Below are 17,513 nucleotides of genomic sequence, written 5' to 3'. Positions count from 1 at the left end.
AATATCTACTGTCTCTTTAATAATACCCAACCTTTTTGCGTTTCCACTTTATCTTCCTTAATCAGTTTGATCAAGTAATAGTAAGTACCTTCATTCAGGTTCTGACCATCCCAATTATTATTGTAATTTGGATTATTATATACTTCATTGCCCCAACGATTGAACACATAGAGTTCAACCCGATCATAGCCTTCTATTCCCATAATCTCAAACTGGTCATTCTTACCATCACCATTCGGTGTAAAGGCATTCGGTATGAACAATGGGTTCGGAATCACATTAACCATGACAGTGGCAGCATTACTTACATTGCCTTTTTCGTCTTTCACTGTATAAGTGAATCTATCCGTACCGACATAACCCTTATCCGATGTATACGTCACCGTTCCGTCTGCGTTTACTGCAACTTTACCGTTCTGAGGCGCATTCACAATTTCTACTGAGGCGACATTCAATGGCCATCTAGTAGCTCTATCATTTGCCAACACATTGATGGTAACCGGTGTTGCCGAGGTTGTTTCCGCTTCGTCATCCGCCGCTTCCGGTAATTGATAATCAACCGGTATTTCCGGTGTTTGATCCTCATCATCCGGATCTTGCGTAACCGGTTTATCTGGACCCCAAACTTGGATACCATTGCTAATTACTGCCGGCGCTTCTGCATTAACCAATCCCGTTATCTTCATCGTAATCGTTCCACCTCTAGCTACTTTTGTATTAGCTATGACAGTAGCTGTATTTCCATTACCGCTTGCTGTACCATTACCTGAAGTCACTTCATACCCGGTAATGCTTAATCCTTCACTTGGTAGTTCAGCAATATTGATTACTTTACCACTCAAAATATCTGAAGGACCATTGTTCGTGATAGTTACGGTGAAGCTGGTAGACTCACCCGCTTGGACTCTCGCCTGATCCGCTACTTTTGTAATACTCAAGTTTGATACATAATCAACTGGTATTTCCGGTGTGTCGTCTTCATCGTCCGGTTCTTCTGTTGTCGGTTTGTCCGGACCCCATACGCTGATACCATTGGTTATGGTTGCCGGAGCATCGGTCGCTACCGTCGCGGTTACCTTGATAATAATGGTTCCGTTAACAGGAATTACTTTATTTGTAGTAACCGTTGCAGCTGTTGCATTTCCGCTAGCTGTTCCATTACCGGAGGTCACTTCGTAACCAGTGATGCTTACGCCGCTTCCCGGTCTTTCAGTTAAGGTAATCACCTTACCACTAGCGATTTCAGCAGGACCATTATTCGTGATTGTTACCGTAAAGCTGGTGCTTGTACCAGCCACCACCCTTGCTTGATCTGCAACTTTTGTTATGCTTAATTGCGCGTCACGATCAACAGGTATTTCCGGTGTATCATCTTCATCATCCGGATCCTCTGTTATAGGTTTATCCGGACCCCAAACGCTGATACCATTGGTTATGGTTGCCGGAGCGTCAACCGCTATTTGTGCAGTCACTTTCACCACGATGGTTCCATTAACCGGTATGTTTGCACTGGTTGTCACCGTAGGCGTATTACCTGTTCCATTGATGGTTCCGTTACCTGATGTCACTTCGTAACCGGTAATGCTTACACCATTTCCTGGTCGCTCTGTCAAGCTAATCACTTTTCCGCTAGGAATAGCCGTCGGACCTTCATTGGTGATTGTCACAGTAAACGTAGTACTTTCGCCGGCTTTTACTCTCGCTTGATCGGCAACCTTGGTTATACTTAAGTTATAAGGTCTTACAAAGTTTACAACAACCGGGCTACCACTGATACCCATTCCATCTACCGTAGCTGCAATAGTCGCTTGACCAGCACTTGTACTGGTTATACGTACTACTGCTTTACCCGCTGCATCCGTCGTTGCCGTTTGCTGGCTGGTAGTGCCGTCAACGTTCGTGATATCGAATACCACATCCTTGTTAGCAATTGGATTTTCAAAGGCATCCACAATGGTGGCTGTTGCTTCGTTATAGTCTACACCGTCCGCTACTGCTCCGTCCTTCGTTACTTCCAGCTTGCTCTTACCAGTGTCTGTGGGGTTCACTACAAAGTTCACAGTTACTGGACTACCATTGATCGCTGTGCCATTTACTGTCGCTGCTATCGTCGCCTGACCTACTTTTGTGCTGGTCACACGTACCACCGCTTTACCTGCCGCATCCGTGGTTACCGTCTGTTGGCTGGTAGTGCCGTCAACGTTCGTGATATCGAATACCACATCCTGGCCTGCGATCGGGTTATCGTTCGCATCCACTATCGTGGCCGTTGCTTCGTTATAGTCTACGCCGTCCGCTATTGCTCCGTCTTTCGTCACCTCCAGCCTGCTCTTGTCATGATCAACAGGACCCGCTACGAAGGTTACCGTTACCGGACTGCCGCTGATGGCCGTGCCGCCTACCGTTGCTGCAATAGTTGCCTCACCTGCTTTTGTGCTGGTCGCACGTACCACCGCTTTACCTGCCGCATCCGTCGTTACCGTCTGTTGGCTGGTAGTGCCGTCAACGTTCGTGATATCGAATACCACATCCTGGCCTGCGATCGGGTTATCGTTCGCATCCACTATCGTGGCCGTTGCTTCGTTATAGTCTACGCCGTCCGCTACTGCTCCGTCTTTCGTCACCTCCAGCCTGCTCTTGTCGTGATCAACAGGGCCCGCTACGAAGGTTACCGTTGCCGGACTGCCGCTGATGGCCGTGCCGCCTACAGTAGCCGCGATAGTTGCCTCTCCCGCTTTTGTGCTGGTCACACGGACTATCGCTTTACCTGCCGCATCCGTGGTTACCGTCTGCTGGCTGGTAGTGCCGTCAACGTTCGTGATATCGAATACCACATCCTGGCCTGCGATCGGGTTATCGTTCGCATCCACTATCGTGGCCGTTGCTTCGTTATAGTCTACGCCGTCCGCTACTGCTCCGTCTTTCGTCACCTCCAGCCTGCTCTTGTCATGATCAACAGGACCCGCTACGAAGGTTACCGTTACCGGACTGCCGCTGATGGCCGTGCCGCCTACCGTTGCTGCAATAGTTGCCTCACCTGCTTTTGTGCTGGTCACACGGACTATCGCTTTACCTGCCGCATCCGTGGTTACCGTCTGCTGGCTCGTGGTGCCGTCAACGTTCGTGATATCGAATACCACATCCTGGCCTGCGATCGGGTTATCGTTCGCATCCACTATCGTGGCCGTTGCTTCGTTATAGTCTACGCCGTCCGCTACTGCTCCGTCTTTCGTCACCTCCAGCCTGCTCTTGTCATGATCAACAGGACCCGCTACGAAGGTTACCGTTACCGGACTGCCGCTGATGGCCGTGCCGCCTACCGTTGCTGCAATAGTTGCCTCACCTGCTTTTGTGCTGGTCACACGGACTATCGCTTTACCTGCCGCATCCGTGGTTACCGTCTGCTGGCTCGTGGTGCCGTCAACGTTCGTGATATCGAATACCACATCCTGGCCTGCGATCGGGTTATCGTTCGCATCCACTATCGTGGCCGTTGCTTCGTTATAGTCTACGCCGTCCGCTACTGCTCCGTCTTTCGTCACCTCCAGCCTGCTCTTGTCATGATCAACAGGACCCGCTACGAAGGTTACCGTTACCGGACTGCCGCTGATGGCCGTGCCGCCTACCGTTGCTGCAATAGTCGCCTCACCTGCTTTTGTGCTGGTCACACGTACCACCGCTTTACCTGTTGCATCCGTCGTTACCGTCTGCTGGCTGGTAGTGCCGTCAACGTTCGTGATATCGAATACCACATCCTGGCCTGCGATCGGGTTGTCGTTCGCATCCACTATCGTGGCCGTTGCTTCGTTATAGTCTACGCCGTCCGCTACTGCTCCGTCTTTCGTCACCTCCAGCCTGCTCTTGTCGTGATCAACAGGGCCTGCTACGAAGGTTACCGTTACCGGACTGCCGCTGATGGCCATGCCGCCTACAGTAGCCGCGATAGTTGCCTCTCCCGCTTTTGTGCTGGTCACACGTACCACCGCTTTACCTGCCGCATCCGTGGTTACCGTCTCCTGGCTGGTAGTGCCGTCAACGTTCGTGATATCGAATACCACATCCTGGCCTGCGATCGGGTTATCGTTCGCATCCACTATCGTGGCCGTTGCTTCGTTATAGTCTACGCCGTCCGCTACTGCTCCGTCTTTCGTCACCTCCAGCCTGCTCTTGTCGTGATCAACAGGGCCCGCTACGAAGGTTACCGTTACCGGACTGCCGCTGATGGCCGTGCCGCCTACCGTTGCTGCAATAGTCGCCTCACCTGCTTTTGTGCTGGTCACACGGACTATCGCTTTACCTGCCGCATCCGTGGTTACCGTCTCCTGGCTGGTAGTGCCGTCAACGTTCGTGATATCGAATACCACATCCTGGCCTGCGATCGGGTTGTCGTTCGCATCCACTATCGTGGCCGTTGCTTCGTTATAGTCTACGCCGTCCGCTATTGCTCCGTCCTTCGTTACCTCCAGCCTGCTCTTGTCATGATCAACAGGGCCCGCTACGAAGGTTACCGTTACCGGACTGCCGCTGATGGCCGTGCCGCCTACCGTTGCGGCAATAGTTGCCTCACCTGCTTTTGTGCTGGTCACACGTACCACCGCTTTACCTGCCGCATCCGTCGTTACCGTCTGCTGGCTGGTAGTGCCGTCAACGTTCGTGATATCGAATACCACATCCTGGCCTGCGATCGGGTTATCGTTCGCATCCACTATCGTGGCCGTTGCTTCGTTATAGTCTACGCCGTCCGCTATTGCTCCGTCTTTCGTCACCTCCAGCCTGCTCTTGTCGTGATCAACAGGGCCCGCTACGAAGGTTACCGTTACCGGACTGCCGCTGATGGCCGTTCCGCCTACCGTTGCTGCAATAGTTGCCTCACCCGCTTTTGTGCTGGTCACACGTACCACCGCTTTACCTGCCGCATCCGTCGTTACCGTCTGCTGGCTGGTAGTGCCGTCAACGTTCGTGATATCGAATACCACATCCTGGCCTGCGATCGGGTTATCGTTCGCATCCACTATCGTGGCCGTTGCTTCGTTATAGTCTACGCCGTCCGCTACTGCTCCGTCTTTCGTCACCTCCAGCCTGCTCTTGTCGTGATCAACAGGGCCCGCTACGAAGGTTACCGTTACCGGACTGCCGCTGATGGCCGTGCCGCCTACCGTTGCGGCAATAGTTGCCTCACCCGCTTTTGTGCTGGTCACACGTACCACCGCTTTACCTGCCGCATCCGTCGTTACCGTCTGCTGGCTGGTAGTGCCGTCAACGTTCGTGATATCGAATACCACATCCTGGCCTGCGATCGGGTTATCGTTCGCATCCACTATCGTGGCCGTTGCTTCGTTATAGTCTACGCCGTCCGCTACTGCTCCGTCTTTCGTCACCTCCAGCCTGCTCTTGTCGTGATCAACAGGGCCCGCTACGAAGGTTACCGTTACCGGACTGCCGCTGATGGCCGTGCCGCCTACCGTTGCGGCAATAGTTGCCTCACCCGCTTTTGTGCTGGTCACACGTACCACCGCTTTACCTGCCGCATCCGTCGTTACCGTCTGCTGGCTGGTAGTGCCGTCAACGTTCGTGATATCGAATACCACATCCTGGCCTGCGATCGGGTTATCGTTCGCATCCACTATCGTGGCCGTTGCTTCGTTATAGTCTACGCCGTCTGCAATTGCACCATCCTTCGTTACTGCAAGATTGCTCTTCGTAAAGTCTACTTCTTGAGCAGTAACTGTTAATGTAGCTTGTGCAGAAATCACATCACATCCTGTAGTTGAAGAAACAACTACACGATAAGTGTATACTGTACCCGCAGGAACCAATGGAACCGTCAAGCTCAAGCTACTGTTTGTTTCACCCGGAAGCGCTGTCCAAGTAGTTCCTTCCAGTTGTTCCCACTGATAAGTCAAACCAGTTCCTGTAGCGACAACATTAAAGGTAGCCGTGCTTCCCGGCGCCAACGTTAAATTAGCGGGTTGTTCTGTTATTTCCGGCTTATCATTAATAACCAATTTAACCGGTATACGCTCACCGTAACAGATTTCACCACCGGTATTTGTACGGAAGGCTACTACTTCATAAATAACTTCGCCCGTTTTATCCGTCGGTGCTGTAGTTGTTACGGTCGCTCCTTCACCTATTAGATTACCTTCATCGTCAAACCAGCGCAATTGCGTATTTGGTGCTGCTGTAGCGGATAAGGTAATTTCATCACCCTGACAGTAGGCAGTACCATCAACCGGTTGGATATCGGTTGGTGCCGGTAATTCGAGATTTGCACCATGTATGCGCAGACCGTTTGCCAGTAAACCAACTGCTTCATATTGTTCAATACGAACACGGTCGAAATCAGCACCTGCAATAAATTTAAATTGTTGTATTGTTGTACTTCCAGGGAATAAGGTGATATCTAATATCGCTCCTGTTTGACTTCCGTCATTATTATTAGTTGCACCGTTGTAAGTACCAATATTTAAGCCTCCTAAGATGCTTGCATCTAAGATTGAATTGTTTCCACTTAGCCATACGGAAACGGTATCACCTTGTTTACCCCCATTCGGGAAGATTAATTCTTGCCATACTTTACCCAATACATTGACTGTTCTCTGTAGCACAGCGTATGTCTCCGGATTGCCATCTACAGCATTGCCGGCATCGGAAACGCCACATAATAAGCATATACCATTGGTACCATTTGTTTGCGCATTTGCCTCCAAACAATCATCATTGATCACCTCGGTTACATTAACAGTAACCGTTACTTTTGGCGATTCACAAAGTGCCCCCACCTTGCTCCGAACAGATACCTCATATGTTTTAACGCCTACCGGCAAGTCATTTGGCACCGTAAAGGTTGCTCCTATAAATTCGGCAGGTGTCCCGTTATTATCATATGTCCAGACAATCTCATAATCTGCAGGATCGCCTGTTTGTGTTTCGCCTAAAGCGGCGGTTATATCGATGCTTTGACCTACACTTACAGTCACCTCTGTTTGTACACGCGGTGCTTCAACAGTCGCATTTACATTGATAGTTACTGACACCGCAGCGGATGCATCGCCTTCGCATACATCATCTCCGGATACAGTCACATAGAACGTATTTACACCTGTTGCTAATGTAGTTGGCATAAAGCTAGCTCCTTCTACCGGTGTATCAGATAAGTCAGCCGTTGTATACCAACGGAATATTGGGTTGGTAACGGTCGTACTGCTGGCCGTGAAGGTCACCTCTTCACCTGCGCATATATCAGTAGGATAGGTCGCTATATCTATATCTCCCGGAACTCCCTTACGGTTAATGGTAAAGGTTACAGAAGTTCTATCAGCCGCTGGTGTCTCGCAGTATTCATCGCTGCTTACACCCACAGTATACGTATAGGTACCAGGCGTTAAGACTAGTTCCAAAGTACCGTCTTCACCACCTGTAACAGCTGCTCCTGCACCATCATACCAATGGAATACCGGATTAGTTAACGTAATAGCAGCATCAACCGTTGCAGCTAGCACCACATTTCCAGCGGGGTCTGTACAGATACCGGTGCTCGGCGTCTGGCCATTAATCGTTACCGTAATTGGTTCAGTGAACACTGGTTTCACACCGGCAGTAATTGTAGTACGTTCACCACTTATACAGCCTCCTGCATCCCGTGATTCTACCAGGTAGCTAACGCTCGCTGTAACATTGTGAATAACAACAGCGTTGGTAGTTACATCATGACTAATTAGAGCCGGATCCGTTATCTCTACGCCATTCGCATCATAGAAATGGTAGGTAATGCTTGGCTGGCTATTTGTAAGCGTAAAGCTTGCATTTTCACCTTCGCAAACTAAAAGATTAGTTGTATCAAATGTCGGTGCATCCAGTTCACTGCTCACGGTTACATCCACCGCTCTTCCTGATTCATTTTCACAATAACCATCTGCTGACATTGTTACATAGAAGGTGTATGGAGTTGCATTTATTGGTAAACCGGTTATAGTTAATACTCCCGTTGCCGCGTCTATCGCATAAGTGATGCCCGCTACAGTTCCGTTGACAATCTCAACCGATTTATCAGCCGTGCTGTACCATTTGAATATTGGGTTTGTTACATTCGCGTCACTCGCACTAGGAGTTAACACTACCGGCGATCCGAAACAATGCGCCCCCTCTCCGATTACATTGATATCAGTGTCAACTGCTTGTTTGTTGATAACAAAAGTTACTGATTTGCGATCAGCAGGTAAGCTTTCACATACATTATCCCCACTCACACCGACCTGATAGATGTAAGTTCCGGCAGCTAATACACCTAAGTTTAAGGTACCATTCTCGCCACCACTTACGGCTGCCCCTGCTTCATTATACCAGTGGAACACGGGGTTAACAACGGTACTGGTTGCGCTTAACGATGCCGTCAATACGACTTCTTCATTTGGCTCCAAGCATAATGGCGCCGTAGGTTCAGCTCCATTTACCAATATGTTATTAATATCCGCTTCAACAGCTGTTGGTTTAATGGTAACTGTGATTGCTATTCTAGCGCCTACTTCGCAACCTTGGCGAACCGCCTGTACATAGAATGTGTGTTCGCCGGCAGCCAAACCATCAGGTAAAGCGAAACGGAAACCATCGGAAGTAGTCAATTCATTACCGCCTTCAGCAGCATCAAAGATTTTATAAACTGTACAATCATCAACTTTGTTCAATTCAATTGAATCGCCCAGGCATAATTTTAACTCACCATCCGGGTCCACTACAGGACTAATGGTTGGCTTTAAGTTGATATCGTAAATATTGGTTGTATTACCCAATACACTAGCTACACTTCCATAACTGATACGTACTCGATCAAAAGGTTCGTTGGTTGGCGCAACAATAATTGCTGCCCTTTGACTGCTGCCAAGTAAACCCAAGAGCTTAAGATTTAATAAACCGCTGTCCTCATCCAATGGTTCACCTACTGGTGTTTCACCTAGGTAGCGTTGAATCGTATAGCCTTTCAAAAGCTCAAGTTGTAAGATCGGATCATTAGGCACTTCTGTAACGATGCGGATCGAATCGTTCAGCTGACTTTGTGTTTTGAACGCTACGGTTAAGAATGCTTCATTCAATACAGCTGCAGCTCTTGAAATCGTTGCAAACGACGTTGTATCATTATCTACCGCATTCCAAGCATTGCTTACAGAAGAAGTCGCACTTAACGCTCCTAAGCCAATATCCCTCACTCCATGTAATACATCAATCACGTTCGCTTTAACACCAGGAACCACAGGTGCACAATTGTTTGTTGTGCTATTCTGCGTAACGTAAGCTCCGTACACTCTTGTATTCTGTGCAACACTTAATACGGCCGCTTGTATAACACGTACTCCTTTATAATTTTTAGGACCACTATTATCTGCTGGTACAAAAGTAAACTCAGCAACATTGTCGCCTACTAATAAATCTAGCAATCCGCCTTGTACATTTTGTGGTCTTCCTATTTCATTTCCATCTGCATCTAAACCTACTACCGAAACACCCGATATAAGACCCACAGCACTCAGTTCTTTACCAAATTTCACGCTAACCGGTGTTCCAGCTTCTACTTCTTGCGCAAATAGCAAATTTTGGCGAACGCTACCGATTCCGGCTACGCCCAATAATGTTCTTAGCGTAGCATGTGTTTGCGGGTTACCATCTACTGCATTAGTCGGGTTCTCTACATCTCCTGTAAGCACCGCACTCCAAGTTTGCGTATTGGCGTAAACCCGTTCTACCAATGGAGGACAAGCATTCTCATCGTATACGGTTATTACAACCGTTGCAGAAGCCGAGCAACCACCATTCGTTACAACAGCTGTATAGGTATATACACCAGGTGTACTAAATGTTGGATTTAAATTAGTAGTTACATTACCATCATTATCATACCATGTTGGTGTTAGACCAGTAGGATCTGTTGTCACACCTGGGATTTGAACAGCCTCTCCCACTTTAGCGGAAATAGCTGCATTTCCATTTATTGTAATCTCAGGGGTCGGATTCACCGTGATTACCAGGTCAGTAGAAGCAAGGCTTGTACAACTGGTGTTTGGATCAGTTACCATAACCGTGTAGGTGCCTGCCTCATTAACGGTGAGTGTTTGCTGCGTTGCACCTTGAATTTCAACACCATCCTTAAACCATTGGTTTCCAGCGGTAGCACTCGAAGTTAAAGTAACTTCAGTGCCGGAGCAGATAGCCGCGTCGCCATCTAACTGAACAGTTGGTTGAGCAGGACGTGGATTCATTTGCACAGCAAAACTTGCAGACACTGAACTTTCACATCCACCCGCATTCAAAGCAATTACCGTATACTGGCCGGCAGTGCTCACTTCAAGGTTTGCACTGGTTTGCCCGGTAATTTCCACCCCATTGTTAAACCATTTATACGAATCGGCATTGCCACTGGCTACGAGGGTAGTGAAACCTCCTTCACAGAAAGGATTGGCTCCTGTAGCTGTGATGGTAGGTGTTTCAGGCATCGCCGACACCGTTACGCTAATCTGAGCTGGTGGATTATTAAAGCAGAATCCGTCACCTTCAACCACTACGTAATACGTGGTATTGACTTCGGGATTCAGGGTAATAGATAATCCGGTTAACGGTGTACCGGAAAGATCCGCAGTGGTATACCATTTCACCGAACCGGCGCTAGGTGGCGTTGTTAAACCGGAGAATGCTGCGGTCAAGGTAATCTCTTCGCCGGCACATATCGGATTTTCAGCCCCGGCAAGTGTAATATTAGATGCATCAATTGGCGTACAATCCGTTGGCATACTATGCGTAGCCGTTTCTGATTTATCGGCCGTATTATCTTCGTTTCGATAAGTTGCTGTTACACTATTATCGATGGACGTAACAACCGTTGGGTCAATTGTATTGACACGTACCGTAAAGGTATATGTCTGGGTTTCTCCAACAGTAAGTGTCGGAATTGTTAATTCAAGATTATTTCCGTTTTGCGTAAAGTCGCCAGCACTTTCAAGCGTCGTATTTTGTGGAATTGCATCTACCAAATTAACATTTGTTAAGGCTTTATTACCATTATTGGTTACCGTAACCGTATAAGTGATTACATCATTCGATACAGCTCGTCCACTATTTGCGCCATCGCTCGTACCGGTCAGTGCTAAATCTAAATCGTGAAGAGGCGTTACATCCAACGGTGTGCCGGTTGTACCGGTAGTATCCGGTTCACTTGGTGTTGTATTATCAACCGGAGGGAAGCTTTCAATAGGTGTGGTCAGTTCATCACTTACCACAGTCGCCAAGTTCCGGATTACATCGATACCGGTCAAATCTTCATTTACTTTAACCGTAAATATCTGCGGAGTGGAAGTCTGACCTGCCGCTAAACTAGGTATCGTAAATGTTACGGTATTGCCAGCAAAACTACCTCCTGAAACGTAGGTAAGTCCCGCAGGCAAGACATCGGAAATCACCACATTGGTTAGATCCTGATTTCCATTATTTCTTACATAGATTGCATACTCAACCGTCTCACCTCCGCGAACAGCCGTACTATCAGCACTACCGTTAACCTTATAAGCTTTCCAAGATACCAGGTTGTCGGCTGGAGCTACCGGAATAACCGTACCTGTACCACCTGTATCATTTGGTTCAGTCGGATTTGTATTATCTACCGGCGGGAAGCTTTCCGTAGGCGTACCAACCTCATTGCTTGTCACAGCGGCGACATTTCTAATCTCTGTAAGCCCGGTTAAATTAGCTTTCACCTTAACCGTAAATACCTGAGGGCTTGAAGTTTCACCAACAGCTAAAGTTGGTATCGTAAAGCTTACAGCGCTGTTCGCCGATGTCCCACCTGACACGTACTCAGTTCCGGTTGGAATAGGATCTGTAATATTTACGTTAGTCAGGGCTTGGTTACCCGTATTTCGTACATAAATGGTATATTCAATTTCTTCACCACCACTAACAGACGTGATAGAAGCATCGCCATTTACTTTATAAGCTTTCCAGGACACGAGAGATGAAATTTGATCTACAGGAATATTAGTTCCGGTAGGTCCGCTTGTATCCGGATCTGTAGGAGTAGCATTATTTGCAGGCGGATAAGTTGGTTTACCAGGGTCATTGGCATCCGTTTTTACAAAAGCCGTATTACTAATTTGAGTAACACCGGTTAGGTCGGCATTTACGGTCACCTTAAAGCTCAATGTAGTGGTAGCACCTGCTGCGACAGCCACATTCTCGAATGTAACAGCATTGCCAGCCAACACACCGCCCGATCCGTCGACATAGGTAGTATGGGCCGGTATTGTATCTGTTACAGACAATCCTGCCAGATCCACCGTACTCGTATTTCTAATATGGATCGTATAAGTTACTTCTTCACCTCCTTTTACTGAAGCAATAGAAGGATCGGCATTTACCGCATAGCTCTTCCAAGCTACGAAATCTGATACCGCGTCACAATCTTGCTGAATATAATAGAGCCTTACATTCGGAACCACGGTAACACCTACCAACGATCTTAAACGAATCGCCAGTTCATCTACTGCTACATCAGGTGACACACTGATTTCGGGACTAGCGCCGTTGTTGAATAATTGCAATAGGTTAACATTTCCGACAACCGCATTCTCTAAGGTTTCAACATACACTTCCTGTCCGTTGTTATATCCTACCACATCAATTCTTCCAAAGACACCGGCATCCAATGTTCCTGTGCCAACAGCCATTTTAATTTTTAAAATGCTGTTTGCTTCGATTTCTTTGTTGAATTGAACATTTTGTTGAATAGCTCCGGCAACGCTTAATGCACCTAGGCTAATCTCAGAATAGTCACCGTTATTATTATTGTCAAGTACACGATAAGGATTCTGTACTCCATAATTTCCAATACCTGTTAGGCCAGCGGTTAAACCTGAACCATCAAAAGAAGTGGTAAATGCTTCTGCACAACCTTCAAAGTCGGTTTCATAGCACATACCATAAACATTCATGCTGTTATTTTGTCCCAATAACAATGCGTCAGTATGGTCTTCAATGCGAACACTTTGGTAGGCCGTGTTAGGTGTGATAGCTAAGTAGTATCGCCCTGCATTATCCTGAACGACACGAATTTGCTTATTCGGATTCATACCCGTTGTTGACCCTGTAAATGAATCTTCGCTCGATCCTGAAACTACAGTAGCTCCGCTCGCATCTTTTACATAAACATGGAAGTAGTGATTACCTAGCACGACGTTATTCAGAATATCCGTCAACACTTTACCTACACTTCCCGCTAACAATGCGTCTAATAACCCGCCTTCGATATCAATGCGTATATACGACGTAGTACCTGCTGCAACCGGGGCAGCATAACCGAATTCCACATGACCTGAATATTTGGTTACACCTGCGTCCGAACGAATCGTTGCATAACTATTATGATTTCCGTCAAATAAGTTCTGCAAATCGTCGGTATGTTCAGCGCTTACCAAATCATCGGCGCAAACCGGGTTCCGATAAGGAGGTTCCAAGAAATCCGGGTCAGGACAATTTTCAGAGATTCGACTTACTCCATAAAATCTCAGAGGAGCGCTGGTATTTATACTTGCTACCGATTGCAAGCCAAATTGTACGCGGTCGTACACAACACCTGGTGCAATGGTCAATTGGATGATGCCGCCCGTATTAAGCAGCCCTAAAAGGTCTAGATTATTGATCAGTGAGCTTTGAAGTGGTTGGTTATATACTTCATCATCTCCATTAAATAACTTAATTCGGTAAGATCCTGCCAAATCTACGTTTAAAATCCCTGGCTGATCTAATTGTACCCGTAATCTCAGTGAATCTGTTGCAGCTGATTTTGTTTTGAAGTAGATATTTTGATACACGGTAGCACCGACGCCTGCGACACCTAAATTGATGGTGGAGTAATTAGATGAATTTTCATCGATTGCATATTGTGAATTGAAAACACCTCCTTTACTGATATCCAATAAATCTAAAGTAAGTCCCGAACCATCGAACGAAGTAAAGGTTGCTTGCTCGCAAGGATTGAACTCAGTTTCTCTGCACATGCTGTAGACGTTCATGGTAGCGGTGTTATTACCACCGATCAATGCGGCCAAACCATGCGTGATACGAACCGATTGATAAGGGACATCAGCCGTCACTGCTATGTAAAAACGACCATTAGCGTCTTTGACTACTTTTACCGCTTGATCGCTAAAGCCGTCGACGCTGGATGCGTTATATATCTGGTTACCGTTAGCGTCTTTCAGCATCACTTCAAAATAGTGATTGCCCAGTAATAAGCCACCAGCTAAATCGGCCAGGGCACCGCCTAAACTTCCTCCTAATAAGGAGTTCAACATATCATCTTCGAAATCGATACGGATATAGGACGTTTCTTTTGCGGGGATAGCATTCGGATAAGCCAGTTCAATGTGGCTGCTAAAGGCACCTAAGCCTAGCGCTGTACCTGTACCGGCATATAACGTAGCATACGTATCGTTTTTCCCATCGATCGTATTAAGAGGGAAGTTCGTGTTTTCGAAACTTGTTACCGTTGTTCCACAATCTTGGTTATTAAACGGCGGTGTCGTTACGGGTGGATCTTGTAATTCCGGATCCGGACAAGCTGCACTGAAACGCTCAATGCTGAATACCTGTAATGGATTATTAATGACGTTTGCACTCAACAAAGACTCAATACCTACCGCTACACGGTCGAAAGGTCTTCCGGGACCAAATGGTAAGGATAGTACTTGTCCGCCTTGTAATAAATCGAGCAAGTCAAGATCAGAGACCAGTCCATCTCTAAGTCGTTGCGAGAAGACTTCTTGGTCACCGTTAAAGGCTTTAACCACGATACTTCCCAATACCTCGGCAGATAAAGCAGAACCACCGTCCATTCTCAACTTTACGCGGAAGTGATCTGTTTCCGCCGATAACCCATGGAAACCGACATATTGATAAACGCTTGCTGCTATACCCGCAGCGCCAATACTAATAGAAGAAGCAGTATTTACATCACCGTCAATTGCGTTTTGCGCATTGCTTACACCTGCATTGCCTACACCCAATAAATCTAATGAAATGCCATTAGAGGCTGTGTAAGTGACAAAAGCTTGCTCACAAGGTTCAAAACCTGTAGAATAGCAAGCGTGGTAAATATTCATATGTTTGACCGTTCCAACTCCTAACAAGGAAGAAAGACGTTCAGTAATTCTAATACTACTGAAAGCGGTATTAGAAGTAAGAGCTATATAATAGTGACCATACTTATCTTGTACTATTTTAACTTTTCCTTGGCCTTGAGCACTCAGGCCGTTTTCACTAAACGCCTCATTACTAGACCGTGTCAAAACCGAAGTAGCTCCATTTTTAGCCTCTACTGTAAAATAATGGTTCCCGAATAAGGTACTGCCTACTACATCATTAAGCAATCCCCCCAGAGTGCCATCAAGTAACGCGCCCAAAACCTCATTGTCGAAATCAATCCGCACATAGACAGTTGTATCGGCAGGTATCGGCGCACCAAGGCCCAATTCAATATGACCGGAATAGGCGCCTAAGTTTGCAGCAAGTCCTGAGCTTGCTTCTAATGTTGTATAAGAATTGGTTCCACCATCAGCTGCATTAAAAGGAAAGTCTGCATGTTCGTAGGAGATTACAGTATTAGCACATGCTCTATTGTTTCCTAGCATATGCTCATTGCCACCGGTGAACGGAGGATTTGGATCTACGCATGTAAGAGTGGACCCAGCAGAACCATAACGTTCGACATGATAAATTCTTAAAGGCGAATCGGCTAATCCCACATTCGCAATAGCACTTATCCCTATCGAAACGCGATCGAAGGGTACTCCAGGCCCGAAAGGAATTGTTACAGGGTTTCCATTTTGCAATAAACTGAGCAAATCCAAACCGTTGATCAAACCTCCTTGCAATTTTTTGCTATAAACTAGTGTATTACCGTTATAAGCTCGAACCTCATAATTCCCTAATAAGCTGATATTTAAAGCCCCGCCCCCAATTGCAAGCTTAATCTTAAAATAATCTTGCTGACCAGAAAGACCATTAAAATAGAAACTTTGGAAAACTGAATTTCCGACTCCCAAGGTTCCTGCAGTTAATACAGAGAATGAACTAGTGTCCGCATCAATAGCTCTTTGGGGATTTTGAACGACATCGGTCAACGAAGCCGTAATGCCGGTGGTTTCACCCACGCTTGCGAAATTAGCAACACCGCAGGTAACGTCGTCAATAGAAAATGCATTATAGACGTTCATTGTGAACTGACCGATTTGGACAAGTCCGTCAGGAAAGCGAAAGATTAACTTAACTGCATTATATTGATTCAAACCATTCGGGGTAACGGCCAAATAGTAATTACCACTACCATCAACAAGCATCTTGGTGAGAACCTCTGTATCTATTTTAGTTCCAACTCCGTCATCAGAATCAGACGCGCCACTATATATTTCTGCGGTAATTGAAGAGCCAGCCAGCCCTAGGATATCACCCAAACTTACATTTGCTGCATTTAGCGCTGGTTGAGATATTCTAATTAAAGTGGTTGTACCTGCTGGCCTACTTGTAGGAAACTTTAACTCTAGTGCAGCATCACTTCCCCTTACAACGATGCCTAAAGCCGCTACACGATCTGCCATTACAGTAGCAAATTCACTTTCGGTAGGTATTGCTGCATTGTTTTTGTTAGTAACGCCGCCATCGCCCGGAAGTAAACTCAATCCAATAGGAGTCAATTTTTCAGCACTAGGTGTCCAAGTCGCATAAGATTTCGTTTGCCCATATCCCTTTCCGGTCATACCAAATACGGCAAAGAATACCGCTAGGACAGTAAATACAAAGTGGGAAAAAGATTTTCTGAACGTAAAAGTTGTTTCCATACAACAGCTGTTAAGTAGAATGTCTATTTTTGAAGAATAATCCAAATTCAGCTATCACTCCGCATTAAAATGAAAGCATATTAAAAAGGCAACTATAGTTTCCCTCCATGCAAACATTTTCATTCGAAACCGATAACAATAAATTAGTGAACTATTCGTTGTATAAATGGTGAGTAATTAGTGATACAATACACACAGTATTACTCATTATTATCGCATAATAATTGTCATACAAATGTATTTCACCAAAATGAAGAATTAGTTGTTCACAATGTTCATTTAGAATTAGGCGTGTTCACGGTGTTCACTAATACAAATTCATGTTCAGTTTGTTCAGTTTTTAAAACAAACAACACATTTATTCACAATTTTTTCACACTAATCACACTGTTCAGAACTTACTTATCAATAATTGATTGCTAGGTTATTGATGTAAAAAGATTGTTAAAAAGCTATAAAACAAAGGATTTACATATTAAGTAGATGGAAAACACTAACTGCTCTCCTACTTTACGCTCTCAAGAAAAAAAAGTGCTTTTAAATTTTGCGAAAGAAATTTTCATTTTTATTAAGCTTTCTGTTTTTGTTAACCAAAACTTTAACTCTTATCTTTATCACACGGTGCATTAACACAGTTGT

General features: G+C 46.1%; 1 protein-coding gene. It reads right to left on the bottom strand.

Translation table 11 applies throughout. The annotated features are described in order from the left end of the window. Positions 1-5 precede the first annotated feature (5 nt). Complete coding sequence (locus tag ACH11B_RS10700; protein ID WP_404274020.1) at positions 6-16,874, bottom strand: Ig-like domain-containing protein; 16,869 nt, start codon at positions 16,872-16,874, stop codon at positions 6-8. Positions 16,875-17,513: the final 639 nt, after the last annotated feature.

This window comes from Olivibacter sp. EAT-5, assembly GCF_044784325.1.
Taxonomy (GTDB): domain Bacteria; phylum Bacteroidota; class Bacteroidia; order Sphingobacteriales; family Sphingobacteriaceae; genus Olivibacter; species Olivibacter oleidegradans.
Note: the sequence above shows the minus strand (reverse complement) of the source record. Positions and strands in the feature narration are given on the sequence as shown.

Bases quoted from the DNA above. Each gene is read 5' to 3' on its own strand.
- ACH11B_RS10700 (WP_404274020.1), bottom strand. From the start codon at position 16,874: ATGGAAACAACTTTTACGTTCAGAAAATCTTTTTCCCACTTTGTATTT.